This window comes from Microbacterium sp. NPDC089186, from assembly GCF_040685115.1.
GTDB classification, from domain to species: Bacteria; Actinomycetota; Actinomycetes; order Actinomycetales; family Microbacteriaceae; genus Microbacterium; species Microbacterium galbum.
Genome location: NZ_JBFBHJ010000002.1, coordinates 142902 through 165238, shown reverse-complemented (window position 1 = coordinate 165238; position 22337 = coordinate 142902). Strand labels below are relative to the sequence as shown.

The following is a 22337-nucleotide window of genomic DNA, read 5'->3' as shown; positions in this document are numbered from 1 at the left end:
TCCGCGGGGCCCTCAGTCTCCGCAGACGGCGATGAATTCGATCTCGACCTTCGCGCCGCGGGGGAGGGCGGCGACCTGGTAGGCCGCACGAGCGGGCAGCACCGCGCCGGTGAAGCGTTCGCCGTAGACCTCGTTCACCGCGGCGAAGTCGGCGATGTCGGTCAGCAGGATCGTGGTCTTGACCACGCGGTCCATGCTCGAGCCGGCGGCGGCGAGGATGGCGGCGCCGTTGCTCAGCGACTGCGCGGCCTGGGCGCGCACGTCGGCGCCGACGAGCTCTCCCGTCGCGGGGTCGAGGGGCAGCTGTCCCGAGACGAAGACGAGTTCCCCGGTGCGGACGGCCTGCGAGTAGGCGCCGATGGCGGCGGGGGCTTCGGGCGAGGTCACTGTGGAGATGATGGTCATGGGGTTCCCTTCAGGGCGTCGATGGCGGCGTCGACCGCGGACGACGAGGTGGTGGCGTGCACACTGAAGCGCACACGGTCGAAACCGTGCGCGGTGGCCGTCACACCGCGCTCGGCGAGACGCGCGACGGTCGTGGGGGCCGATCGGTCGGCGACGTGCGCCACGACGATGCCGGCGCGCGCACCGTCCTCCTGTGGTGACAGCACGGGGAAACCGGCATCCGTCAGCGCGGTCGACAACTGACCGGTCCTGTCGGCGATGCGCCGGCCGACGGTCGGTACGCCGACGCTCTCCAGCAGCTCGAGAGCGGTCGCGAGGGCACCTGAGCTGAACGGGGAGGCGTTGGTGATCGACAGGCGTTGCGCTCCGGGAAGAGCCGGGTGCGGACGTCCGTCGTAGAGCCCCGCCTCCTCGACGCCGGTCCAGCCGCCGAGAAGGGGACGGAGGCGCTCCAGCGCCCGCGGGGACAGCGCCAGGAAGCCGGTTCCCCATCCGGCTCGGAGCCACTTCTGTCCGCCGACGACCAGCGCATCCGCCAGCGTCCAATCGGCCTCGATGACGCCGAACCCCTGGATGCCGTCGACGATGAGCAGCCGGTCGCCAACGGCGTCGCGGAGCGCAGCGAGGTCCGCACGGGCTCCGGTGCGGAAGTCGACGGCACTGACGGCGACGGCCACGGTATCGGCCGTGACGGCCTCGGCGACGCGCGCGGCGGTGACCGGGGCCAGGGGGACTCCGGCGACGGGAGGCAGGGTCCGCACTCGGGTGAGGCCCGCCTCCTCCGACCGCCACCACGCGTACAGGTTGGAGGGGAACTCCGCCGCGCTGACGAGGACCTCGCCCGGCGGCAATCCGAAGGCGATCTGGAACAGCCCGAGGGAGGTGCTGCTGGTCAGGGTCACGGCATCCAGAGCGAAGCCGCTCAGACGGGAGACTGCCGCGAGGGCGCGCCGGTCTTCGGCATGCAGCCGTGCGGAGGCCTCGCCGTCCGCGGCCGCCTGGGCGAGCCCGCCGATCGTGTCGACCACGGCCTGCGACGGAGGACCGTAGCTGGCGAAGTTGAGATACCCGCTCGGTTCGCGGAACGCTGCGAGGTATCTCTCCCACGCCGTCGAGCTCATGCCAGCACCCGCTGCAGGAACTGCCGCGTCCGCGCCTCGCGAGGGTCGCCGAGCACCTGCTCCACCGGCCCCTCCTCGACGATGCCCGCATCGGCCATGAACACCACGCGATCCGCGACCTCGCGGGCGAACGCCATCTCGTGCGTGACGACGAGCATCGTCATCCCCTCCCGAGCGAGGTCGCCCATCACCGTCAGGACCTCGCCGACGAGCTCCGGGTCCAGGGCCGAGGTCGGTTCGTCGAACAACAGGAACAGCGGCTTCATGGCCACCGCCCGGGCGATCGCGACGCGTTGCCGCTGACCGCCCGACAGCTGGCTCGGATACGCGTCGATCCGTTCGCCCAGGCCGACCCGTTCGAGGATCGCGACGGCCTCCGCCCGCACCTCTTTCGCCGGTCGACGCTGCACGCGCACCGGCCCCTCCATCACGTTGCCGAGCACCGTGAGATGCGGGAAGAGATTGAAGTGCTGGAAGACCATCGCCGTCTTCGCGCGCTGCGCCGACAGGCGGCGCTCCGTCAACTCGTGCAGTTTGCCGTCGCGGAGCTCGTAGCCCATGGGCTCGCCGCCCACCCAGACCTCGCCGCTGTCGGGCTCCTCGAGACGGTTCAGCGTGCGCAGGAACGTGGACTTCCCGGCGCCGGACGGGCCGATGATGCAGACGACCTCGCCGCTGCGGACGGTGAGCGACACGTCGCTCAGCACCACATTGTGTCCGTAGGACTTCGTGATGCGCACCGCTTCGAGAACAGGTGCGGCGTCGGGGGTGACGGTCATTTCTCGCTCCTCATCAGCGGGGGACGGCCGAGATCGCCGACGATCTTCCGGCGAAGGGCGCGTGCGTTGCGCGGACCGCCGGGCCGGCGATCCTGACGGTCGAAGGCGCGCTCGAGGTAGAACTGCCCGACGCTGGCGACACTGACGATCACCATGTACCAGATGGCCGCGGCGATGAGCGTCTCCATGACCTGCAGGTTGAACGACGAGATGTTGTTGGCGGCACGGATGAGCTCGACGTACCCGATCACGGATGCCATGGCCGTGCCCTTGAGCATGTTGATGAAGTCGTTGCCGGTCGGGGGGATGATGATGCGCATCGCCTGGGGGAGCACGATCCGCGCCATGCGCTGCATCGGGGTCTGGCCGATGGACTGCGCGGCCTCGATCTGGCCACGGTCGACGCTCTTGAGGCCCGCGCGGACGATCTCCGCCATGTACGCGCTCTCGTTGAGCGCGAGGCCCAGGAACGCCGCGATGAAGGTGGTCATGACGGCATTCGTGCTCACGTCGACGAAGAGCACGTCGGTGAACGGGATGCCGACCTGCAGGCGCGGGAAGATCAGCGCGAGGTTGTACCAGAGCAGGATCTGCAGCAGTACCGGCAATCCGCGGAACAACCAGGTGTACCCGGCCGCGAAAGCCTGGGCGACGGGGTTCTTCGAGATGCGCATGAGAGCGATGACGACACCGATGACGATCGCACTCAGCTGGGCGACGACCGCGAGCACGATGGTGCCGACGAGACCTTGAAGGATGATCGGCGAGATCACGTAGTACGGGATGTCGCCGTAGGAGATGTCACCCTGCGAGGCGGCGGCGATGAGGGCGACCAGCAGGAGCACGATGACGACTCCGCTGACCCACCGCCCCCAGTGCTTCAGTCGGACCTGGGGGAGGAGGGGCCGTTCCCCGCCCGCGGCGGGCGACGGACCGCGTCCATCGCCCAGCCGGGATGTGGAGATCGACACCGTCACTTGCCCCCGTTGACGACGGCCTCGGTCACGGCGCCGGAGGAGATCCCCCAGGAGTCGAGGATCTCGGCGTAGGTGCCGTCGTCGATGAGCGCATCGAGCGCCTGGGCCATCGCATCGCGCAGGCCGGCGTTGTCCTTATTGACGCCGATGCCGTAGGGGGCTCCGTCGATGACGTCGCCCGGCACGACCTCGAACGCGTTTCCGTCCTGAGTGGTCTGCGAGATGTAGACCGCGCTCGGGAGGTCGTTGACGATCGCGTCGATCCGTCCCGTGCGCAGCTGGGTCTGGTTCTGGCTGTCGCTGTCGGTGACGACGACCTCCACGGCCTCCTTGCCGTCGGCGGTGCAGTCCGCGCTGGTGGACTCGGCGAACTCCTGCTGGCTCGTGCCTGTGACGACGGCCACGGAGTGACCGCACAGCGTGTCGGGTCCGGTGATCCCGGCGGGGTTGTCCTTCTGCACCATGATCGTGATGCCGGACGTCAGGTAATCGACGAAGTCGATGGCCTGCTGACGCTCGGCTGTGTCGTTCATCGCGGCGATGGTGACGTCGACGCGTCCCGACTGCAGGCTCGTGATGAGCGAGCCGAAGTCCTGGTTCTCGTACTGCACGTCGAGGCCGAGCTTCTTGGCGATCGCGGTGATGAGGTCGTGGTCCGACCCCACGACGGTGGAACCGTCTGCGGCGTAGAAGTTGTTCGGGGGAGACTGCACGTTCGAGCCGACGACGAGCTGTCCGGCGTCGCTGATCGTGCTCGGGACCATCGCGACGAGTGCGTCGTCGGCGCCGACGCCGTCGAGCAGCGCGGACGTGTCGGGAATCGACGATGCGGCGCCGTCGGTCTGCGCATCACCGGGCTGGGGTGCGCTCGGGCCGCCGCACGCGGAGAGCGAGAGGGTGAGGGCGGCGCTCGCGGCGAGAGCGCCGATGGCGGTGAGGGTGCGGGCGTGACGGGTCATGTAGGGGGGCCTTTCCAAACGTCGTTGTCATCGGAAGCTATCGACTCCGCGGCGATAATAAGAGAAAATTATCATGATGAAGCAGAATTGTTACGTGCGCGCAATCTAAATTGACCATCACGTCGATGCGGAAGACGCGGCGGGGGAGGAGATCGGTGATGAGACGGACGGTCGTCGATGAGACGCGAGTGATGCGGCCGGAGTTCGCGCCCTATCTGCCGATGATGGACTTCCTCGCGGAGCTGCTCGGACCCCGCACCGAGGTGGTCCTGCACGACACCAGCGACGTGAGCCGCTCCATCGTCGCCCTCACCAACGGTCACGTGAGCGGCCGTTCCGTCGGCGGCCCGGCGACGGATCTCGTGCTCAAGGTGCTGCAGAATCACGAGCACGACGATCGGGACTTCCTCGCGAATTACCTGGCCGTCTCGCGGACGGGCGGCGCCTTCCGCTCTTCCACGTTCTTCATCCGCGACAGGGTGGGTGCCGTCGTCGGCATGCTCTGCGTCAACGTCGACGATGAGCCGCTCCGCCGCGCGCGTGATCTCCTCGAGGCCATCACGGCGACCACCGGCGTGCCGAAAGCGGTGGTGGACCCGGGTGTCGGCACCGCCGCGCCCGTCGCGGAGCGACTCAGCGCGAGTGTCGACGAGCTGGCCCTGGACGGCATCGATCGCATCGTCGCCGCTCGAGGTGTCGAGCCTCATCGCATGAGCGTGCAGGAGAAGACCTCGACGGTCGGTGAGCTGGAGCGCGCGGGCGTCTTCTTGCTGAAGGGCGCGGTGGCGCAGGTGGCGACCGCCCTCCAGGTGTCGGAGCCGACGGTCTACCGCTACCTCGCGCAGGTGCGACGCTCCCGGGTCTGAGCGTTCCCCACGACGACTCGATCTCGGCCGGCGACCGCGCGGTCGCCGCTCACACGCCGGGCCGCGCGAGCGGGGTGCCGTCGAGGCCGTCGATGAGATCGCGCAGGCTGTCGAAGACCCGGACGGCGCCTGCGTCGTGAAGCTCGTCGACGGAGAACCCGCCGGTGCGCACCGCGACCGTGTCGACGCCGGCGTCACCGGCCGCCACGGCATCCCAGGGGGAGTCTCCGATCATGATCCCGCCCGTGCCGGACACGCGGGCGAGGGCCGTCTGCACGAGGTCGGGGGCGGGTTTGCTGGCGGTCACGTCGTCGGAGGTCGTCCATGCGTCGGCGATGTCGCGCGCCTCGACGAGGTCGAGGAAATGCTCGACGTGGTCGCTCTTGCCGGAGCTGGCGAGCACGACCTGAAATCCGCGCTTCTTGACCTCGAGGAGCAGATCGTGCGCTCCGTCGAAGGGGCGCACCTCGTCGATGAGCGGTTCGAACTCCTCGGCCCACGCGGCACGCAGGTCGTCGCCGTGCGCGCGTTCGACCCTGTCGTCGGTGAGGGAGGGCACGAGCTGATCGCCGCCCATGCCGATCGCGCGGTGGATGCGCCAGATCGGCAGCACGATGTCGAAGCGGCGGAATGACCGGTACCAGGCGAGGGCGTGCTGGTAGTTGGTGTCGACGAGGGTGCCGTCGACGTCGAAGATCGCGGTGTCTGCCATGGGGTTCCGTCTTCCGGTCGTGGTCGGGTGCATGCAGCCCACACGCCGCCGCGCGAGAGGTCAGTCCCATTGCGGTCCCGGGCGCCCTCGGCTACAGTTTTACTGAACGATCGGTCTGTAAAAGGAGTCGACGATGACGATGACCGTACCCCCCGCGGACGCCCACGCCCACGCCCTCGATGGCGAGGCGACGTTCGACGCCCTCATCGAGGCCGACGGCCGCATCGAGCCGCGCGATTGGATGCCGGACGCCTACCGCCGCACGCTGATCCGCCAGATCTCGCAGCACGCGCACTCCGAGATCATCGGCATGCAGCCGGAAGGGGCGTGGATCACGCGGGCACCGAGCCTGAAGCGCAAGTCGATCCTGCTCGCGAAGGTGCAGGACGAGGCGGGTCACGGCCTGTACCTCTACTCCGCGGCGCAGACCCTCGGCATCACGCGCGACGAGATGACGCAGCAGCTCGTCGACGGGAAGGCGCGGTACTCGTCGATCTTCAACTACCCGACCCCCACCTGGGCCGACATGGGCGCGATCGGCTGGCTCGTCGACGGCGCCGCGATCTGCAACCAGGTGCCGTTGTGCCGCGCCTCGTACGGGCCCTACGGTCGCGCGATGGTGCGCATCTGCAAAGAGGAGTCGTTCCACCAGCGCCAGGGTTTCGAGATCCTGCTCACCCTCATGCAGGGAACAGAGGAGCAGCGGGAGATGGCTCAGGATGCCGTGAACCGCTGGTACTGGCCGAGCCTGATGATGTTCGGACCCCCCGATGACGACTCGCCCAACTCGGCGCAGTCGATGGCGTGGAACATCAAGCGCTTCAGCAACGACGAGCTGCGTCAGCGCTTCGTGTCCATGCTCGTGCCGCAGGCGGCCGTGCTGGGCGTGACGCTGCCCGACCCCGAGCTGCGGTTCGACGAGGCGACCGGCGAGTACCGCATGGGCGAGATCGATTGGACCGAGTTCCACGAGGTGCTCGCCGGACGCGGTCCGCTCAACACGATGCGCCGCCAGCACCGCCGTGACGCCCACGAGGAAGGCGCCTGGGTGCGCGAGGCCGCCGCGGCCTACGCCGCGAAGAAGAGCGCCGCCCGCGCCGAGACGACGGCGGCCGCCTGATGGCCACGCCCGGCGGGAGCCCCGCGGAGACCTGGCCCCTGTGGGAGGTCTTCGTGCGCGCAGGCCGCGGCCTCAGTCACGTGCACGTCGGCTCGCTCCACGCACCCGACGCCGAACTCGCCGTCCGCAACGCGCGCGACCTGTACACCCGGCGCGGCGAGGGCGTCTCGGTGTGGGTCGTGCCCTCGGATGCCGTGACCACGAGCGACCCGGGGGCCAAGGGCGCGTTCTTCGAGTCCCCGGCGGGCAAGAACTATCGGCACGCCGTGTACTACACCGCCTCCGAGGGGGTGCCGCACCTGTGAGCATCTCGACCGATCAGGGGGACCGGTCCCTTCGACAGGCTCAGGGACCTGGGGTCGCAGCCCCGGTGACCGGAGCCGCAGCGCCGCAGGCCGGGGCCACGGCGCCGGTGGCTGAGCCCGTCGAACCCACCGGCACCCACGGCGACGTCTCGCTCGACGCGCGCGAGCTCGCCGCCGAACTCGCCGGGGGAGAGGACCGGGCGACCGATCCCGACGTCGCCGCGTACGCGACGCACCTGGGCGACGACGCGCTCATCCTCGCGCAGAACCTCTGCGGCTGGGTCGCCCGTGCCCCCGAGCTGGAGGAGGACGTCGCCCTCGGCAACATCGCCCTCGACCTCCTCGGCCACGCCCGCTCGCTCCTGCGCTACGCCGGCAGCCACGACGGGCGCAGCGAAGACGATCTCGCATACTGGCGAGACGAGCGCGATTTCCGCAGCGCGTGGCTCTTCGAGCTTCCGAACGGCGACTTCGCGCACACGATCGCCCGTCAGCTCCTGGCATCCGCGTACCTCCTCGAGCTGTACCGCGACCTGTCGGCATCCACCGATCCCGTGCTGTCCGCCGTCGCCGCCAAGGCCGAGAAGGAGGTCGACTACCACCGCGATCACGCCGTGCAGTGGACGCTCCGTCTCGCCGGCGGCACCGACGAGTCGCGTCGCCGCTTCCTCGTCGCCCTCGATGACACCTGGCCGTACCTCGACGAGGTGTTCCGCGACCTGCCGCTGCACGATCGTCTCGAGGGCATCGCCGTGCGCCCCTCCACCCTGCGCGGCCGCGTCGACGAGGTGCTCGCGGAGGTGCTCGCGGAGGAGGACGTCCCGGTCCCCGCGATCGCCTCGTCCTCCGCGGGGGGACGCCGGGGGCGGCATCACCCCGCCTTCGGGCCGCTGCTGGCCGAGCTGCAGGTGCTGGCCCGCCGGCATCCGGGGGCGACATGGTGACCGCGACGCGGGACCGTGCTCGCGAGATCGTCGCGGCCGTCGTCGACCCCGAGGTGCCCGTGCTCACGATCGACGATCTCGGAGTGCTGCGCGACGTCCGCCTGGACGGGGAGACCGTGACCGTCACGATCACCCCGACCTACTCGGGGTGCCCGGCGGTCGACGCGATCCGCGACGACATCGTGCTCGCCCTCACCTCTGCCGGCTTCGACGACGTCGTCGTCTCGACGACGCTGACCCCCGCGTGGACCACCGACTGGATGAGCGACGCGGGACGACGCAAGCTCACCGAGTACGGCATCGCCCCGCCGTCCGGCCGGGCTCCCGCGGGCCCCATCCGCGTGAAGCTCAGCGTCGCGTGCCCCCGGTGCGGCTCCCTCGACACCCGCGAGGTCTCGCGCTTCGGGTCGACCTCGTGCAAGTCGCACTGGGAGTGCCGGGCGTGCCTCGAACCCTTCGACCACTTCAAGGCCCTCTGATGACGACGACCGACACGGCTGCGGATGCCGTGACCCCGGCGTTCGCGAGAAGCCCGACCCTCGGTGCCGTGCGCGAGACCGGGGGTCGTGCCCGCGCCCGGTTCCACACCCTGCGGGTCGCGGACGTCCGCCCCCTCACCCCGACCGCGATCGAGGTGACCTTCGCCGTCCCCGACGAGCTCGTCGACGCCTTCGACTACGCCGCGGGCCAGTACGTCGCCCTTCGAGCGCGCGTCGACGGCGAAGACCTGCGGCGGTCGTACTCGCTCTGCCGACCTCCGACGCGCGGGACGATCAGCGTCGGCATCAAGCGCGACCCCGACGGCCGGTTCTCGACCTGGGCGCACGAGGACCTGCGCCCGGGCGACGAGATCGACGTGATGAGCCCGCAGGGCACCTTCGTCTCGCGAGCCTCAACGGCGACCGGACACGTCGTGGCCATCGCCGCCGGCTCCGGGATCACCCCCATCATGGCGCTCGCCGCCGATGTGCTCGAAGGCTCGACCGAGAGTCGGATGACGATCGTCTACGCCAACCGGTCCTCGACCGACGTGATGTTCGTCGACGAGCTCGCCGACCTGAAGGACCGGTACCCCGCCCGCGTCACGCTGCATCACGTGCTCTCGCGCGAGCAGCGGGCGGCCCCGGTGTTCTCGGGACGCATCGACGACGAGCGACTGCGCCTCATCCTGTCGCGCCTGATCGATCCGGCATCCGTCGACGAATGGTTCCTGTGCGGGCCGTTCGCCCTCGTCGAGCTGTGCCGCGAGGCGCTCACCGAGGTCGGTGTGCCGCGCGAGCGCGTGCGTTTCGAGCTGTTCACCGCCGGAGACGGCGACGCGCCGGCGCAGACCGGGGGAGCGCGCCCCGTGCGCGTGCGCGCCGACGAGCCGGTACGCCGCATCGACTTCACCCTCGACGGCCAGTCGGCGTCGGTGGAGAGCCCGATCGCCGCGAACGAGACGATCCTGGCCGCGGCCCTGCGCGTGCGGCCCGACGTGCCGTTCGCGTGCGCCGGCGGTGTCTGCGGAACCTGCCGCGCCCGCGTGATCGAGGGGGCGGTGTCGATGACCGAGAACTACGCCCTCGAGCCCGACGAGATCGCCCGCGGCTACGTGCTGACCTGCCAGTCCCACCCGACCTCCGACGCCGTTCGCGTCGACTACGACGGATGACGAAGGATGCCATGACCCCGCACCGCATCTCCGTAGGCGATCCGTCACCCGGGCGCGCCCGCGGGGGAGTCGCATGATCGAGTACACCGGCGCCGACGGTGTCGCCGAGATCGTCCTGAACGCCCCCGCACGCCGCAATGCCGTCGGTCTCGACGATCTGCACGCCCTGGCCGCGGCCTACGACCGCGCCGAGGCGAACGGCGCCCGCGCCGTTCTGCTGCGGGGTGAGGGGCCGTCCTTCTGCGCCGGTCGCGACATCTCCGGCGTCGACCCGTCGACCGACGACGTCGGCGGTTACCTGGACGAGACGCTGGCGCCGCTCCTGCGTCGCATGGCGGCCTTCCCCGCACCCACCTTCGCGGTCGCCCACGGCGCGTGCCTGGGCGTCGGCCTCGGCCTGCTCATCGCCACCGACGTCGTCTACGTCGCCGACACCGCCAGGATCGGTTCGCCCTTCGCGGCCCTGGGAGCGACCCTCGACTCCGGCGGCCACGCGCTGTTCGCCGAGCGGCTCGGCATCCACGCGACCCTTGATCTCATCTACACCGGTCGCCTGCTGTCGGGCGAGGAAGCGGTGCGGGCGGGCCTCTTCTCGCGCGTGCTCCCCGCCGCCGAGGTGCAGGATGCCGCGATCCTCGCCGCCGTCCGCGCGGCGGCCGGGCCCACCGCCGCCTTCCGGGCGAGCAAGCGCATCGTCTCGGCGATCCGCGACGAGCGGCTGGGGCTGTGGGACGCCATGGCGCTCGAGAACCGCGCCCAGGCGGCCCTCGCGGCCACCGACGACTATCGCGAGGGGTTCGCGGCGTTCCAGGCCAAGCGCGCACCGTCGTTCACGGGTCACTGACGCCGCGCGAGAACCGCACGTCGGCGCCCCCGCCCGGGCGCCGGACAGCGCGCGCAGTCGGCTCCGCGCCGCGCGCAGGGCGTGCGTCGTCGTCGCGCATCCCTTGTCGTCGCCCTGCTTGAATCAGACCATGCCGCGCATCGACGACGACGACGACGAACTCGCGACCCTCCGCCGCCGGGCTTACGCCCCCGGCGCCGACATCTCCGCCGACCCTTCGGCGCTGGAGCGCCTGATCGAGCTCGAGCAGCGCGCGGCGGCCCGCGACGGCGGCGCGGCGGACGACCGTGCGGCGCCGGACGGCGAACAGACGGAGCCCGAGGCGGCATCCGTCGGTGCGGAGGCGGGGGGAGAAGACGGCGAGTCGGCCCGCCCGGCCCGCCGCCGGATGCCGCGTCTGCGGCGTTCCACGGTGGTGATGCTCGCCGGGGCCGGGCTCGTCGTGGCGACACTGCTGACCGCTCTGGTGCTCGTGCAGCGCGTGCAGACCGATCCCCTCCAGGTGGGTGCCACGCAGGTCGCCCGGCTCGCGGAGGACCCTTCGTTCGACATTCCCAGCTCCCTGTACCGCGGGATCACCGGCAACGTGAAGGCCTATACGGCCTTCGAGGGTTTCCGCGTCATCTCCTATCCCTCGTTCCGCGCGGGCGAAGGCGCGGCCCGGTGCATGACGGTGTATCAACCCGACCTGCTCGACACCGGTGACGATTCCTTCTCGTACGACGGGCAGTTCCTCCTGCCCTCCTGTGCGGCGGGCCCGTTCCCGGCGACCTTCACGATCCTGCTCGCCGAGGACACCCCCGAGCGGGAGCCGACGGATCTGCCCGCGGACACGTCCTTGCAGTTCGTCTACGACCAGGGACGAGACCAGATCGTGGTCTTCCGCGGCTGACGGCGAGGCTGCTCGGGGATCGCGGCCGCGCGAGAACCGCGTCGGACGCAAGCCCCCGCCGCACACGACGATGCCCCGGCACACCGGCCGGGGCATCGTCGAAACGCGTCAGCGTGTCACATGCGTCACGCAGCGGTGGTCACGGCGAACTGCACGGATCCCTGCTGCGGGTCGATCTGCGCGTCGAGAACGCGGTCGTCGAGCACCGCGGCGGCGTCGGTGTCGAGGAAGACCCGTGCTCCGGAGTTCTCGACGACGGTGTCGGCGGGCTCGGGCGCGTCGACGACCGAGAGCGCGAACTGCGACTCGGGCGAACCCGCTCCGGCGATGCGCACGCCGCCCTGCGGGGCGTCGGGGAACTGCGCGGTGATGGTCTTGACGGCGGTCGTGGCCTCTTCGGTGAGTGTCAGCATGGGTGACTCTCCTTCTCTGATCGACGACAGGAATCAGCCACGATGCCGAGAATCGCGGCGGCTCTCAACTCCTCGCCGCCATTTCCAGGGGTTTCCCACCGGTCGTCCAGACGTCAGGGGAGGAGCCCGGCCCGTCGTGCGCGTGTCACTGCCGCGTGTCGGGTGGAGGCGTCGAGCTTCGACATCGCCGAGGCCAGGTACGACTTCACCGTGGTCTCACGCAGACCGAGGGATGCCGCGATCTCCCCGTTCGTCGAGCCTACCGCGGCGCAGGCGAGCACGTCGATCTCGCGTCGCGACAGGTGGACGTCCGTTTCGGCGCCCGTGGCAGGACTGTCGCCGGTGAGCGCGGCGAGTCGCGCCTCGATGTCCTCGAGTCGTCGGCGCACGGCGTCGTCTCCGACGGTCGCGGCCAGGCTCCGCAGCTGCGCGTAGCTCTCCCGGATCTCCTCGCGCGCGCCCGCGCTGAGGCCGCCCTCCGGCGCCGGTGCAGCCGCCATCCGGCGTTCGACCTCGGCCCGCACGCGCAGCTCGGTGCCGAGCTCGCCCGCCACATCGAACGCCGGTCGAGCCTCGACCTCGCCGACCTGGGATTGCGCCCACGAGCCGCAGTACAGCACGCCGCGGGCCGCACCTCCGACCAGCACGGGCACGGCGAACAGCGTGGCGATGCCCTCGCCGAGGATGGCGCGGTCGTAATCGTGCGTGATCGACCGCGACGTGCGGTAGTCGAGGGTCATGCGGGGGCGCCGCTCGACGAGGGCCCGCCCACCGAGTCCGCGGGTCGCATGGACCACGAGGCCCTCGATGCTCCGCGTGCGGGCGCCGACGATGGTCGACACGTGCACCGCCCCGTCGTGCTCGAGCCCGCCGAAGGCCACGGGGAAATGCGTGCGCCGGGCGAGCTCGCTCACGGCGTGCGAGACCAGTCGCGTGTCGTCTCGAAGTGTGGACGGTGCAGCCACGCACTACCTACTTCCGGGGGTGACGGCTTCGTCGCCGCGTTTCGTAGCGTCGACCCTACCACCGGGGAAGCGCCAGCCGACCCGGACTTTTCCCCCGAACGGCGCAGCGTTGCGCCGTACTCATGAGGCAAGGAGGCCACATGACGGACCGTCGCATCGACGACGCCCACACGGGCGGCGTCGATTACATCGCGGTCGAGGAGTCCGCCCCGTTCCAGGAGTTGAAGAGGCGCCAACGCCGCTTCGTCTTCCCGCTCGCGGTGGTGTTCCTCGTCTGGTATTTCGCCTACGTGCTGCTGTCGTCGTTCGCCCCGGAGTTCATGGCCCAGCCGGTGTCGGGAGCGATCACCGTCGGCCTGCTGCTGGGACTCGGGCAGTTCGTGACCACGTTCGCGATCACCATGGGCTACGTCGCGTACGCCAACCGGCAACTCGACCCCGGAGCCGAACAGCTTCGTCACGAGCTCGAGCAGGCTGAGGGGGGACGCGCTTGAACGACGTGCTCGCCGCCCTCGACGCGGCCGTCCAGACGGTCGAGAACAACCCGGTGCTGAACATCTCGATCTTCGGCGCATTCGTGGCCGTGACGTTGTTCATCGTCATCCGGGCCAGTCGCAACAGCAAGACCGCGGCCGATTACTACGCCGCCGGGCGATCGTTCACCGGACCGCAGAACGGGTTCGCGATCGCCGGCGACTACCTCTCGGCGGCGTCGTTCCTCGGCATCGTCGGCGCCATCGCGATCAACGGCTACGACGGGTTCCTGTACTCGATCGGCTTCCTCGTGGCGTGGCTCGTGGCCCTGCTGCTCGTCGCGGAGCTCATGCGCAACACGGGCAAGTTCACGATGGCCGACGTGCTCTCGTTCCGCCTCAAGGAGCGCCCCGTGCGCATGGCCGCCGCGATCACGACGCTCGCGGTGTGCTTCTTCTACCTCCTCGCGCAGATGGCGGGTGCCGGCGGACTGGTGTCGCTGCTGCTCGGCATCACCGAGCGGGTCGGCCAGTCGATCGTGGTCGCGGTGGTCGGCATCCTGATGATCGTCTACGTGCTGATCGGCGGGATGAAGGGAACGACCTGGGTGCAGATCGTCAAGGCCTTCCTGCTCATCGGCGGTGCCGTCGTGATGACGGTCTGGGTGCTCGCGATCAACGGCTTCAGCCTGAACACCCTTCTCGAGAGCGCGGTGGCGGCCTCGCCCAAGGGCGACGCGGTCCTCGCCCCGGGACTGCAGTACGGCAAGAACCCGTGGGACTTCATCTCGCTCGCCCTCGCACTCGTCCTCGGCACCGCGGGACTCCCGCATGTGCTCATGCGCTTCTACACGGTGCCCACGGCGAAGGAGGCGCGGCGCTCGGTGGTTTGGGCCATCTGGCTGATCGGACTGTTCTACATCCTCACGCTCGTGCTCGGGTACGGTGCCGGCGCCCTCGTCGGGGCGGACACGATCCTCGCGGCCCCCGGCGGGGTCAACGCCGCGGCACCCCTGCTCGCCTTCGCCCTCGGCGGGCCGCTGCTGCTGGGCTTCATCTCGGCGGTGGCGTTCGCGACGATCCTGGCGGTCGTGGCGGGGCTGACGATCACCGCGGCCGCGTCGTTCGCGCACGACATCTACGCCAACGTGGTGAAGAAGGGCGACGTGCCGCCCGACGGCGAGGTCAAGGTCGCGCGGCGGACGGTCATCGTCATCGGCATCCTGGCCATCCTCGGCGGGATCGGCGTGCAGGGCCAGAACGTGGCCTTCCTCGTCGCCCTCGCGTTCGCGGTCGCGGCCTCGGCCAACCTGCCGACGATCCTGTTCTCGCTGTTCTGGCGCAAGTTCACCACCCGTGGCGCGGTGTGGAGCATGTACGGCGGGCTCGGCTCGGCGCTCGTGCTCATCTTCCTCTCGCCGGTCTTCTGGGGAACGCCCACGAGCGTGTTCGTGAACACCGGGGTGGCCATCTGGCCGCTGAACAACCCTGGCATCGTGTCGATCCCGCTCGGCTTCCTTCTGGGATGGCTGGGCTCGGTCACCTCGCGCACCGCCGAAGACCGCCGCAAGGCGGCCGAGATGGACGTGCGATCCCTCACCGGGTACGGCGCCGAGAAGGCGTCGAACCACTGATCCGGCCGCGCCCGGTCCCGCTCCAGCGGGGCCGGGCGTCGTCGCGCGCGGCCCCGGCGCCGCACAGAGGCGCGTCCCCGCCTACCCCGCGGCGCGCAGCCTCTCGCCGAGCACGACCCTGCTCTCGAGGTCGAGCAGCTGCTCCTTGACCTCGGGGTGCCCGCCGTACTCGCCGATCGATCCGTCGGCGCGCACCACCCGATGCACGGGGACGACGATCGAGAACGGACTCGACGCGCACGCCGTGCCGACCGCCCGCGCGGCGCGCGGAGCGTCGGCCATAAGCGCCACCTCTCCGTACGACGCCACTTCTCCGTAGGGGATGCCGAGCGTCGCCTCGAGCGCCGTCCGCGTGAATCCGCGCACGAGGCGCCAGTCGAGGGCGACCTCGAACGCGCGTCGTTCGCCGGCGAAATACTCGTCGAGCTGCGCGACGAGGCCGTCGCCGACCGACGGGTCGGGCTCTGGCACGACGCCCAGGCGGTGCGAGATCTCGGCGCGGGCGAGGTCGATCCCGTCGTGCGCGACGTCGAGACGCACGAGGGCGTCGTCGATGAACGTCAGCAGGATCGGCCCGAGGGGGCCGTCGTATTCAGTGCTGGTGACTGTGCTCATGCCCTCATCCTCTTCACCGTCGGGGAGCCCCGCGGGGCCGCCGCCCGGAAGAGGGGAGGATGCCGCTGATCCGCCGCCTGGGGAGGAAGCGCCGGTGGTGCGGCGTGTCGCCGATTGTCGCGAAACTCGCCGCCGCTACGGGGGTTACCCGATCGACCGGCTTAGTCTGACAGGTGTGTGGCGAGCTGAGGACGGTACCGTGATCGGTGCCGACGGAGACGATTCGATGTCGTCCGTCGATCCGGGCGAGCTGCGATTGTCGGAGCCCGGCATCGTGGTCCGCCACGTCGCCGACCCCGAGCGCGATCGCATCCGCGCCGAGGCGGCAGCCCTGGGCGGGCGGTCGACACTGCTGCGGTTCGACGACGCGCTTGACGCGGGCATCGACATCACCAAGGCGCACCCGGGCTCTCTCCCGCAGTTCATCACGGGGCGCGCGACGATGCTCTCCAACCTCTTCCGCGACGAGGTCGCCCTGCGCACGGCACGCATGGCCGCCGACCGCATCACCTCGAAGAACGTCGAGCTGCGCACCGCCCGCGGTCTCGAGCCCGTGCATCTGGCCGTCGGCCTCTCCGCGTGGAAGATCGGGGGAGTGGAGTGGTCGGCCCCCGTGCTGCTGCGTCCCCTCGCCATCCGCCGGCACCACGGCGACTTCGAGCTCAAGCTGCACGGCGCCTTCGTGATGAACCCCGAGCTCTCGCGCGCGTTCCGCACGCATCTCGGCATCCAGATCGACAGCGCCGCCCTCGCAGGTCTCGCGTACGACCAGGGCGTGTTCAAACCGCAGCCGGTCATCGACCACATCCGCCGCCTGACCTCGCACGTGCCGACCTTCGTCGTGCACCCGCGCCTGGTCATCTCGTCGTTCGCCGACGTGGGCTCGGGCATGGCGCGCGACACGCACGACCTCGACGACCCGCTGCTGAACGCCCTCGCGGGGCATCCCGACGACCGTGCCCGCGTCAGCGTGCGCCGTGCCGACCCCGTGGTCGTCGGCCCCGACGAGCGTGCGCCCGCCGCCGACACCCTGCTGCTCGACGCCGACGCCGAGCAGGAGCGGGTGCTCGCCCGGATCGCCGCCGGTCACTCCCTCGCCGTGCACACGCTGCCCGGCACCGGAGGGACGCAGACCGTCATCAACGCGATCGGTCAGCTCGTCCACGACAACAAGCGCGTGCTCGTGGTCAGCGCCCGTCGCTCGACGCTCGACGGCATCCGTCACCGTCTCGCCGGCGTCGGACTGACCGGGCTCGCCGTCTCGCCGCACCACGTGCGCCGCGACCTCATCCGCGCGATCGGCCGAAACGAGAAGGCCGAGCAGCCCAAGGTCGCCGAGATCGACGACGCTCTCGTGCGTCTGCGCACCGTGCTGCGCGACTACCGCTCGGCCGTGACCGAGCCGCACCTGGCACTGGGCGTCTCCGCGCTCGACGTCCTTCGCGCGCTGACGTCTCTGGCATCCACGTCCCCCGCCCCCTCGACCGAGGCGCGGTTCGATCTCGCCACGCTCGAACGCCTCGCCGGTCGCCGCGACGCCGCGGTCCGCGCCCTGGCGATGGCGGCACGCCTGGGCGAGTTCCGCTTCGGCCCAGACGACTCGCCGTGGTACGGCGTCAGCTTCACCCGCACCGAGGACGCGCGCGCCGCGCACGATCTCGCGGGCAAACTGCACGCCCACGAGGTTCCGCGCCTGCTCGAGCGCGGCTACGAGCTCATCGCGCAGACCCGCATGCGGCCGTTCCAGACGGTCTCCGAGCTCGGCGCGTACCTCAAGCTCCTGCAGGGCATCCGCGAGTCGCTCGATCGCTTCAGCCCGAGCGTGTTCGAACGCCCCCTCGGCGAGCTGATCGACGCGCATTCCCCGCGCCGCGACGCCTCGGCGATGAGCGGTCCGAACCGCCGTCGGCTCAAGCGCCTCTCGAAGGAGTACGTGCGCCCGGGCGTGCACGTGCCCGACATGTACGAGGCGCTCGTGCGCATCCAGCAGCAGCGCACCGAGTGGCAGCGCGTCGTCGAGGCCGGCGTCACCCCCGAGGTGCCGCTCGGCCTGGCCGACGTGCACGTCTCGTGGCAGCGCACCGACGCGCTGCTCGGCGAGCTCGACCAGATCCTCGGTCGCCAGGGCTCCGACCGCTTGGCGACCCTTCCCGTGCAGCGTCTCGTCCGCACCCTCGCCGGACTCGCCGCCGAGTCGACGTTCTTCGACAACCTCGTCGAGCGCGCGCAGCTGCGTTCCGAGCTCGCGCGCCTGGGGCTGGAGCAGCTCCTGGTCGAACTGTCGGTGCGGCACGTGCCCGAGGAGCGCGTGGGCGCCGAACTCGAGTTCGCGTGGTGGCAGTCCGCCCTCGAGCACCTGCTGCGCACCGACAAGGCCCTGCTGGGAGCCAACACGAGCGTCGTCGACCGCCTCGAGCGCGACTTCCGGCTCGTCGACGAGGCGCACGCGGCCGCCGCGGGGCCCCTGCTCGCCGCCCAGCTCGCGACGCAGTGGCGTATCGGCATCGTCGACCACGCCGACGAGGCCGCCGCCCTCAAGCGTTCGCTGAAGGACGGCCTGCACACGGCGCAGGAGATCTCGGATGCCGCCCCCACGCTGCTGCGCACGCTCGCGCCGGTGTGGCTGGCGTCGCCCTACGAGGTGCCCGACGTGCCGCACGATCTCGCGTTCGACGTCGTGATCATCGCGGATGCCGCCGCCCTGTGCCTCGCCGAGGCGACCCCGGCGCTGCGCCGCGCGCGTCAGGTCGTGCTGTTCGGCGACCCGGTCGTACAGAAGCCGACGCCCTTCCGCGTGAGTGCGGCGATCGCCGCCGCGCCCGAGTCCGCCGGGGCCGACGCGGACGCCGACGAGGTGCCGTTCGACGAGACCTCGGTCTTCGAACGCATCGCCGAGCTGCTCCCCGTCGAGACGCTCACCCGCAGCTACCGCGCCGGCGGAGAAGATCTGTCGCAGCTGGTCAACGACGCCTTCTACGGCGGAGAGATCGTGTCGCTGCCCTGGGCGGGCTCTTACCTCGGCCGCGGCAGCTTGAGCGTCGACTACGTCGAGGGTGGTGTCGGCGCCCCGGACCCCGTCAGCGGTGCCGTCGAGAGCCCCGACGCCGAGGTCGCCCGCGTCGTCACCCTGGTGGTCGAGCACGCCGTGAATCGCGCTTCGGAATCGCTCATGGTCGTCACCGCGAGCCGCAAGCACGCCGAGCGCGTGCGCGCCTCGGTCGTGGCGGCGCTGGCCGGCCGCTCCGACGTCGCCGAGTTCGTCTCACGGGATGCCGCCGAGCCCTTCGCCGTGCTCACCCTCGAGGAGTCGGTGGCCGAGAGCCGCGACCGCGTGGTGTTCTCGCTCGGCTTCGGTCTCACGCGTCACGGGCGCGTGCTCAGCGACTTCGGCGACCTGTCGATGCCCGACGGGGAGCGGCTGCTCACGGTCGGGATGACCCGCGCCCGCCGCTCGATGGTGATCGTGTCGTCGATCCGCCCCTCGGCGTTCGACGACGGCCGCCTCGAGCACGGAGCCGCAACCCTCATGGGCATCCTCGGCAACGTCGCCGCCCGCGGCCGCGAGAGCCGCCTCGAAGACCTCGCCGATCCGCTCACCCGCGCGCTGGCGCGGGAGCTGCGCCGTCTGGGGGTCGAGGTCGACGTCGACTACCGCGGTCTGCTACCGCTCGTCGCCCGCTACAAGGGCAAGGCGGTCGTCGCCGAGAGCGACCCCGAGACCATCGGGGAGTCCCTGCGCGAGACGCTGCGTCTGCGCCCGCAGATCCTCCGGCGCCTCGGCTGGCACTACGTGCGGGTGCACGCGTTCGACCTGTACAGCGATCCCGCCGGCGTCGCCGCGCGCATCGCGGAGCTGCTCGGCATCGCCCCCGACGACGCCGCCACCCCCGACTCGACGACCGAGCCCCTCGACCTGCCCGGCTGATCCCCTGATGACCGAGAATCCGGATGCCACCGGCTGAGCCTGTCGAACCCTCCGAGTCGGAGTCGGGTGCGGTCCCGTCGACGGGCTCAGGGACCTCTCCGGAGGCTGAGCCCGTCGAAGCCCCCGACGCCGCGTCGGGCCCGGTCGCTTCGACCGGCCCAAAGAGCTCTGCGGACACGCCGGCGGATCGTCAGCCCGTCGTCCGCGTCCGTGGCGCCCGCCGCGCACGGCTCCTCGCTGCGCCGGGGACGACGGCCGAGCCGGCGCCCGCCGACGACCCCGCACGCGGCACGGGCCCCCGACCCACGGCATCCGGGCCCAACGACGAGCGCATGATGCGCGAGGTCCCCCCGCACTACTGACCAGGAACGGCGACGGCGCCCGTGCCGGAACCCGTGGTCCCGGCGCGGACGCCGCGTCGTCGGCTCGAGGCCGCTCAGATCTTGTTCTGGCGCTCCAGCAGATCGCGGATCTGCACGAGCAGCTCCTGCTCGGTCGGCAGGTTCGGCTCTTCGGATGCCGCCTCGTTCACTCCGGCGCGAGCCGCGGCGCGGGCCTTCCAGCGGTTCATGGGGTACACGAACACGAAGTAGACGATCGCGGCGACCGCGACGAAGTTGATGATCGCCACGAGGATCGCGCCGAACTCGAACGTGGACGTGCCGCCGAGCAGAGTCGGGACGATGACGTTCAGGTCACTCAGGTCGCCGACCTGGAACAGGAACCCGATCAACGGATTGATCAGACCCTGCACGAGGGCGTTGACGATGGCCGTGAAGGCCGCTCCGATGACGACGGCGACCGCGAGGTCGATGACGTTGCCGCGGAGGATGAACTCCTTGAATCCTTTGATCATGCGCTGGCTCCCCTTCTGCCGCGCCGCCCCGGACTCAGGAGACCGAAGAGGGAGCGGACGACGTCGTTTCCGACTTCGATGATGTCGAAGAACCCGACGACGCGCCACCGGAGGACGACGAGCTCGACCCGCGGGAATCGGTGCGGTAGAACCCCGATCCGTTGAAGGTGACGCCGATCGAGCCGTACTGCTTGCGCACCTCGCCGCCGCACTCCGGGCACTCGGTGAGGGCCGCGTCGGAGAAGGACTGCACGGCGTCGAAGCGGTGGCCGCACTGCTTGCAGGCGTAGGAGTAGGTGGGCATCGGTCTTCCTTCGGGTGTTCAGGCGTGGTGAGAGTCGAGCGCGATGGTGCGCGTCGGCGTGACCACGCCCGTGACGGGCTGGTCGTGCACGTCGCGGGGCACGTCGTCGACGAACTCGGAGTCGAAGATCACCGCATACACCGGCGGGCACTTCTCCATCGAGCCCAGGGTCTTGTCGAAGTAGCCGCGTCCCCAGCCCAGGCGCATCCCGTGCCGGTCGACGGCCGCGGCGGGGATGACGAGCAGGTCGACGTCGTTGACGGCGATCGGGCCGAGCACGTCGCCGACGGGCTCGGGCAGACCGAACAGTCCCTCCGCGATCTCGGTGTCGGCAGTGGCCACGCTCCAGTCGAGCAGCCCGTCTTCACGCGTGATGGGAAGGAGCACGCGGATGCCGCGTTCCACCGCCGCGGACACGAAGGCGTGCGTGCCCGGCTCGGTCGGCGTCGAGAGGAAGCAGGAGATGCTGCGGGCGCCCAGTCGATCGACGAGGGCGTCGAGCTGCTCCTTGACGCCGGCCTCCGCGACATCGCGGGCGTGGGACGACACGGTCTGGCGACGTTCGCGCAGATCGGCGCGCAGTGCGCGCTTGGCCTGCTCGATGCGATCCGGCATGCGGGTAAGTCTACGTGCGCGCGTGTTGACGACGACGACCCGCGCTCCCGCTAGGGTATGCCCATGCCTCATAAGCCCTTCAAGGCCGTGATTCCGGCCGCAGGACTCGGTACTCGCTTCCTCCCCGCCACCAAGGCCATGCCCAAGGAGATGCTGCCGGTGGTCGACAAGCCGGCCATCCAGTACGTCGTCGAAGAGGCGACCGGTGCCGGCATCCAGGACGTCCTGATCATCATCGGACGCAACAAGAACAACATCGCCAACCACTTCGACTCGATGCCGGAGCTCGAGACGAAGCTCCGCGAGAAGGGCGACCACGACAAGCTCGCCAAGGTGGAGCACTCCTCCGACCTGGCCGACGTGCACATGGTGCGTCAGGGCGAGCCCAAGGGTCTGGGTCACGCGGTGCTCCGCGCGCGCAGCCACGTGGGCGACCACCCCTTCGCGGTCCTCCTGGGCGACGACCTCATCGACGAGCGCGACCCGCTGCTCGAGAAGATGATGTCCGAGTACGACAAGCGCGGCGCGACGGTCATCGCCCTCATGGAGGTCGACCCCTCACAGATCCACCTCTACGGTGTCGCCGCGGTCAAGCCCACCGAAGACGACGGTGTCGTCAAGGTCACGCAGCTCGTCGAGAAGCCCAAGGCGGAGGACGCGCCCTCGAACCTCGCGATCATCGGCCGCTACGTGCTCGGCCCCGACGTGTTCGACATCCTCGAGCGCACGGAGCCCGGCAAGGGCGGCGAGATCCAGCTGACCGACGCGCTCGAGGAGCTCGCGACCGGCGGCGGCGACGGGGGCGGCGTGTACGGCGTCGTGTTCCGCGGACGCCGTTACGACACCGGCGACCGCGTCGACTACATCAAGGCCATCGTGCAGCTCGCGGCCGACCGCGACGACCTGGGCCCCGCGCTGCGTCCGTGGTTCAAGGAGTTCGCGCAGGGTCTCTGACCCGG

24 protein-coding genes are annotated in these 22337 nt (G+C 70.5%); 12 read left to right on the top strand and 12 right to left on the bottom strand.

All coding sequences use genetic code 11. From position 1 onward, the window contains the following. Window positions 1-12: 12 nt before the first annotated feature. The 5 genes from AB0N82_RS07015 to AB0N82_RS06995 are packed head-to-tail and all read right to left on the bottom strand — an operon-like array spanning window position 13 to window position 4241. On the bottom strand, window positions 13-405 hold the full coding sequence (locus AB0N82_RS07015) for a RidA family protein (protein WP_315994750.1): 393 nt from the start codon (window positions 403-405) through the stop codon (window positions 13-15). Beyond that, window positions 402-1526 carry an aminotransferase class V-fold PLP-dependent enzyme gene (locus AB0N82_RS07010; RefSeq protein WP_363389770.1) on the bottom strand — a complete coding sequence of 375 codons (1125 nt, stop codon included), beginning with the start codon at window positions 1524-1526 and terminating at the stop codon, window positions 402-404. Before AB0N82_RS07010 ends, AB0N82_RS07015 begins: the two co-directional genes overlap by 4 nt. Beyond that, a complete protein-coding gene (locus AB0N82_RS07005; protein ID WP_363389767.1) occupies window positions 1523-2305 on the bottom strand; it encodes an amino acid ABC transporter ATP-binding protein in 783 nt (260 codons plus the stop codon). Before AB0N82_RS07005 ends, AB0N82_RS07010 begins: the two co-directional genes overlap by 4 nt. After that, window positions 2302-3276, bottom strand: coding sequence for an amino acid ABC transporter permease (locus AB0N82_RS07000; protein WP_315994747.1), 975 nt, complete (start codon window positions 3274-3276; stop codon window positions 2302-2304). The genes AB0N82_RS07005 and AB0N82_RS07000 overlap by 4 nt, the downstream gene beginning before the upstream one ends. Window positions 3277-3278: 2 nt before the next feature. Beyond that, window positions 3279-4241, bottom strand: coding sequence for an ABC transporter substrate-binding protein (locus tag AB0N82_RS06995; protein ID WP_363389764.1), 963 nt, complete (start codon window positions 4239-4241; stop codon window positions 3279-3281). A gap of 158 nt (window positions 4242-4399) precedes the next feature. On the opposite strand from AB0N82_RS06995, the gene AB0N82_RS06990 reads away from it, so the two are divergent. Continuing rightward, window positions 4400-5107: a PAS domain-containing protein gene (locus AB0N82_RS06990; protein WP_315994745.1), complete on the top strand. Its 708-nt coding sequence runs from the start codon at window positions 4400-4402 to the stop codon at window positions 5105-5107. A 49-nt stretch (window positions 5108-5156) separates the two neighbouring features. Here the strand turns inward: AB0N82_RS06990 and AB0N82_RS06985 are convergent, their stop codons facing one another. Further along, the gene (locus AB0N82_RS06985) at window positions 5157-5819 is read right to left on the bottom strand and encodes an HAD family hydrolase (RefSeq protein WP_315994744.1); all 663 of its coding nucleotides are present in this window, start codon (window positions 5817-5819) and stop codon (window positions 5157-5159) included. A 133-nt stretch (window positions 5820-5952) separates the two neighbouring features. Between AB0N82_RS06985 and paaA the strand changes: the two genes are divergently transcribed. From paaA to AB0N82_RS06950, 7 genes are all read left to right on the top strand, one after another. Then, window positions 5953-6939, top strand: coding sequence for a 1,2-phenylacetyl-CoA epoxidase subunit PaaA (paaA, locus tag AB0N82_RS06980; RefSeq protein ID WP_363389760.1), 987 nt, complete (start codon window positions 5953-5955; stop codon window positions 6937-6939). Continuing rightward, on the top strand, window positions 6939-7244 hold the full coding sequence (paaB, locus tag AB0N82_RS06975) for a 1,2-phenylacetyl-CoA epoxidase subunit PaaB (protein ID WP_315994742.1): 306 nt from the start codon (window positions 6939-6941) through the stop codon (window positions 7242-7244). The genes paaA and paaB overlap by 1 nt, the downstream gene beginning before the upstream one ends. Before the next feature lie 107 nt (window positions 7245-7351). Further along, the gene (gene paaC / locus AB0N82_RS06970) at window positions 7352-8188 is read left to right on the top strand and encodes a 1,2-phenylacetyl-CoA epoxidase subunit PaaC (protein WP_363391173.1); all 837 of its coding nucleotides are present in this window, start codon (window positions 7352-7354) and stop codon (window positions 8186-8188) included. Beyond that, a complete protein-coding gene (paaD, locus tag AB0N82_RS06965; protein ID WP_315994741.1) occupies window positions 8182-8667 on the top strand; it encodes a 1,2-phenylacetyl-CoA epoxidase subunit PaaD in 486 nt (161 codons plus the stop codon). Before paaC ends, paaD begins: the two co-directional genes overlap by 7 nt. After that, window positions 8667-9842, top strand: coding sequence for a 1,2-phenylacetyl-CoA epoxidase subunit PaaE (gene paaE, locus AB0N82_RS06960; protein ID WP_363389756.1), 1176 nt, complete (start codon window positions 8667-8669; stop codon window positions 9840-9842). The genes paaD and paaE overlap by 1 nt, the downstream gene beginning before the upstream one ends. 73 nt (window positions 9843-9915) lie before the next feature. Next, complete coding sequence (locus AB0N82_RS06955) at window positions 9916-10686, top strand: enoyl-CoA hydratase-related protein (RefSeq protein WP_363389753.1); 771 nt, start codon at window positions 9916-9918, stop codon at window positions 10684-10686. 130 nt (window positions 10687-10816) lie between these two features. Then, window positions 10817-11578, top strand: a complete 762-nt coding sequence (locus AB0N82_RS06950) for a hypothetical protein (RefSeq protein WP_363389750.1) — start codon at window positions 10817-10819, stop codon at window positions 11576-11578. A gap of 125 nt (window positions 11579-11703) precedes the next feature. Here the strand turns inward: AB0N82_RS06950 and AB0N82_RS06945 are convergent, their stop codons facing one another. Both AB0N82_RS06945 and AB0N82_RS06940 read right to left on the bottom strand, forming a co-directional pair. Further along, a complete protein-coding gene (locus AB0N82_RS06945) occupies window positions 11704-11991 on the bottom strand; it encodes a Fe-S cluster assembly protein HesB (protein ID WP_315994737.1) in 288 nt (95 codons plus the stop codon). Window positions 11992-12104: 113 nt separating this feature from the next. Continuing rightward, window positions 12105-12956, bottom strand: coding sequence for a LuxR C-terminal-related transcriptional regulator (locus AB0N82_RS06940; RefSeq protein ID WP_363389747.1), 852 nt, complete (start codon window positions 12954-12956; stop codon window positions 12105-12107). Between the two features lie 140 nt (window positions 12957-13096). Between AB0N82_RS06940 and AB0N82_RS06935 the strand changes: the two genes are divergently transcribed. Together AB0N82_RS06935 and AB0N82_RS06930 are read left to right on the top strand one after the other, a co-directional pair. Beyond that, window positions 13097-13450 carry a DUF485 domain-containing protein gene (locus AB0N82_RS06935; RefSeq protein ID WP_315994735.1) on the top strand — a complete coding sequence of 118 codons (354 nt, stop codon included), beginning with the start codon at window positions 13097-13099 and terminating at the stop codon, window positions 13448-13450. Beyond that, the gene (locus AB0N82_RS06930) at window positions 13447-15063 is read left to right on the top strand and encodes a cation acetate symporter (protein WP_363389744.1); all 1617 of its coding nucleotides are present in this window, start codon (window positions 13447-13449) and stop codon (window positions 15061-15063) included. The genes AB0N82_RS06935 and AB0N82_RS06930 overlap by 4 nt, the downstream gene beginning before the upstream one ends. 81 nt (window positions 15064-15144) lie before the next feature. On the opposite strand, the gene AB0N82_RS06925 is transcribed toward AB0N82_RS06930, so the two are convergent. Next, window positions 15145-15678, bottom strand: a complete 534-nt coding sequence (locus tag AB0N82_RS06925) for a methylated-DNA--[protein]-cysteine S-methyltransferase (RefSeq protein ID WP_315994733.1) — start codon at window positions 15676-15678, stop codon at window positions 15145-15147. Between the two features lie 226 nt (window positions 15679-15904). Here AB0N82_RS06925 and AB0N82_RS06920 point away from each other — a divergent pair, with 226 nt between their 5' ends. Next, window positions 15905-19603 carry an AAA family ATPase gene (locus AB0N82_RS06920; RefSeq protein ID WP_363389740.1) on the top strand — a complete coding sequence of 1233 codons (3699 nt, stop codon included), beginning with the start codon at window positions 15905-15907 and terminating at the stop codon, window positions 19601-19603. Window positions 19604-20039: 436 nt separating this feature from the next. Here the strand turns inward: AB0N82_RS06920 and mscL are convergent, their stop codons facing one another. From mscL to AB0N82_RS06905, 3 genes are read right to left on the bottom strand one after another with little or no spacing between them, the layout of a single operon-like run. Next, window positions 20040-20459 carry a large conductance mechanosensitive channel protein MscL gene (gene mscL, locus AB0N82_RS06915; RefSeq protein WP_363389737.1) on the bottom strand — a complete coding sequence of 140 codons (420 nt, stop codon included), beginning with the start codon at window positions 20457-20459 and terminating at the stop codon, window positions 20040-20042. A 34-nt stretch (window positions 20460-20493) separates the two neighbouring features. Next, complete coding sequence (locus AB0N82_RS06910) at window positions 20494-20763, bottom strand: FmdB family zinc ribbon protein (protein ID WP_363389734.1); 270 nt, start codon at window positions 20761-20763, stop codon at window positions 20494-20496. An 18-nt stretch (window positions 20764-20781) separates the two neighbouring features. Continuing rightward, complete coding sequence (locus AB0N82_RS06905) at window positions 20782-21378, bottom strand: 5-formyltetrahydrofolate cyclo-ligase (RefSeq protein ID WP_315994729.1); 597 nt, start codon at window positions 21376-21378, stop codon at window positions 20782-20784. A 63-nt stretch (window positions 21379-21441) separates the two neighbouring features. Between AB0N82_RS06905 and galU the strand changes: the two genes are divergently transcribed. Continuing rightward, window positions 21442-22332 carry a UTP--glucose-1-phosphate uridylyltransferase GalU gene (gene galU / locus AB0N82_RS06900; RefSeq protein ID WP_363389731.1) on the top strand — a complete coding sequence of 297 codons (891 nt, stop codon included), beginning with the start codon at window positions 21442-21444 and terminating at the stop codon, window positions 22330-22332. Window positions 22333-22337: the final 5 nt, after the last annotated feature.

Bases quoted from the DNA above. Each gene is read 5' to 3' on its own strand.
- AB0N82_RS07015 (WP_315994750.1), bottom strand. From the start codon at position 405: ATGACCATCATCTCCACAGTGACCTCGCCCGAAGCCCCCGCCGCCATC.
- AB0N82_RS07010 (WP_363389770.1), bottom strand. From the start codon at position 1,526: ATGAGCTCGACGGCGTGGGAGAGATACCTCGCAGCGTTCCGCGAACCG.
- AB0N82_RS07005 (WP_363389767.1), bottom strand. From the start codon at position 2,305: ATGACCGTCACCCCCGACGCCGCACCTGTTCTCGAAGCGGTGCGCATC.
- AB0N82_RS06995 (WP_363389764.1), bottom strand. From the start codon at position 4,241: ATGACCCGTCACGCCCGCACCCTCACCGCCATCGGCGCTCTCGCCGCG.
- AB0N82_RS06990 (WP_315994745.1), top strand. From the start codon at position 4,400: ATGAGACGGACGGTCGTCGATGAGACGCGAGTGATGCGGCCGGAGTTC.
- AB0N82_RS06985 (WP_315994744.1), bottom strand. From the start codon at position 5,819: ATGGCAGACACCGCGATCTTCGACGTCGACGGCACCCTCGTCGACACC.
- paaA (WP_363389760.1), top strand. From the start codon at position 5,953: ATGACGATGACCGTACCCCCCGCGGACGCCCACGCCCACGCCCTCGAT.
- paaB (WP_315994742.1), top strand. From the start codon at position 6,939: ATGGCCACGCCCGGCGGGAGCCCCGCGGAGACCTGGCCCCTGTGGGAG.
- paaD (WP_315994741.1), top strand. From the start codon at position 8,182: ATGGTGACCGCGACGCGGGACCGTGCTCGCGAGATCGTCGCGGCCGTC.
- paaE (WP_363389756.1), top strand. From the start codon at position 8,667: ATGACGACGACCGACACGGCTGCGGATGCCGTGACCCCGGCGTTCGCG.
- AB0N82_RS06955 (WP_363389753.1), top strand. From the start codon at position 9,916: ATGATCGAGTACACCGGCGCCGACGGTGTCGCCGAGATCGTCCTGAAC.
- AB0N82_RS06950 (WP_363389750.1), top strand. From the start codon at position 10,817: ATGCCGCGCATCGACGACGACGACGACGAACTCGCGACCCTCCGCCGC.
- AB0N82_RS06945 (WP_315994737.1), bottom strand. From the start codon at position 11,991: ATGCTGACACTCACCGAAGAGGCCACGACCGCCGTCAAGACCATCACC.
- AB0N82_RS06935 (WP_315994735.1), top strand. From the start codon at position 13,097: ATGACGGACCGTCGCATCGACGACGCCCACACGGGCGGCGTCGATTAC.
- AB0N82_RS06925 (WP_315994733.1), bottom strand. From the start codon at position 15,678: ATGAGCACAGTCACCAGCACTGAATACGACGGCCCCCTCGGGCCGATC.
- AB0N82_RS06920 (WP_363389740.1), top strand. From the start codon at position 15,905: ATGTCGTCCGTCGATCCGGGCGAGCTGCGATTGTCGGAGCCCGGCATC.
- mscL (WP_363389737.1), bottom strand. From the start codon at position 20,459: ATGATCAAAGGATTCAAGGAGTTCATCCTCCGCGGCAACGTCATCGAC.
- AB0N82_RS06910 (WP_363389734.1), bottom strand. From the start codon at position 20,763: ATGCCCACCTACTCCTACGCCTGCAAGCAGTGCGGCCACCGCTTCGAC.
- AB0N82_RS06905 (WP_315994729.1), bottom strand. From the start codon at position 21,378: ATGCCGGATCGCATCGAGCAGGCCAAGCGCGCACTGCGCGCCGATCTG.
- galU (WP_363389731.1), top strand. From the start codon at position 21,442: ATGCCTCATAAGCCCTTCAAGGCCGTGATTCCGGCCGCAGGACTCGGT.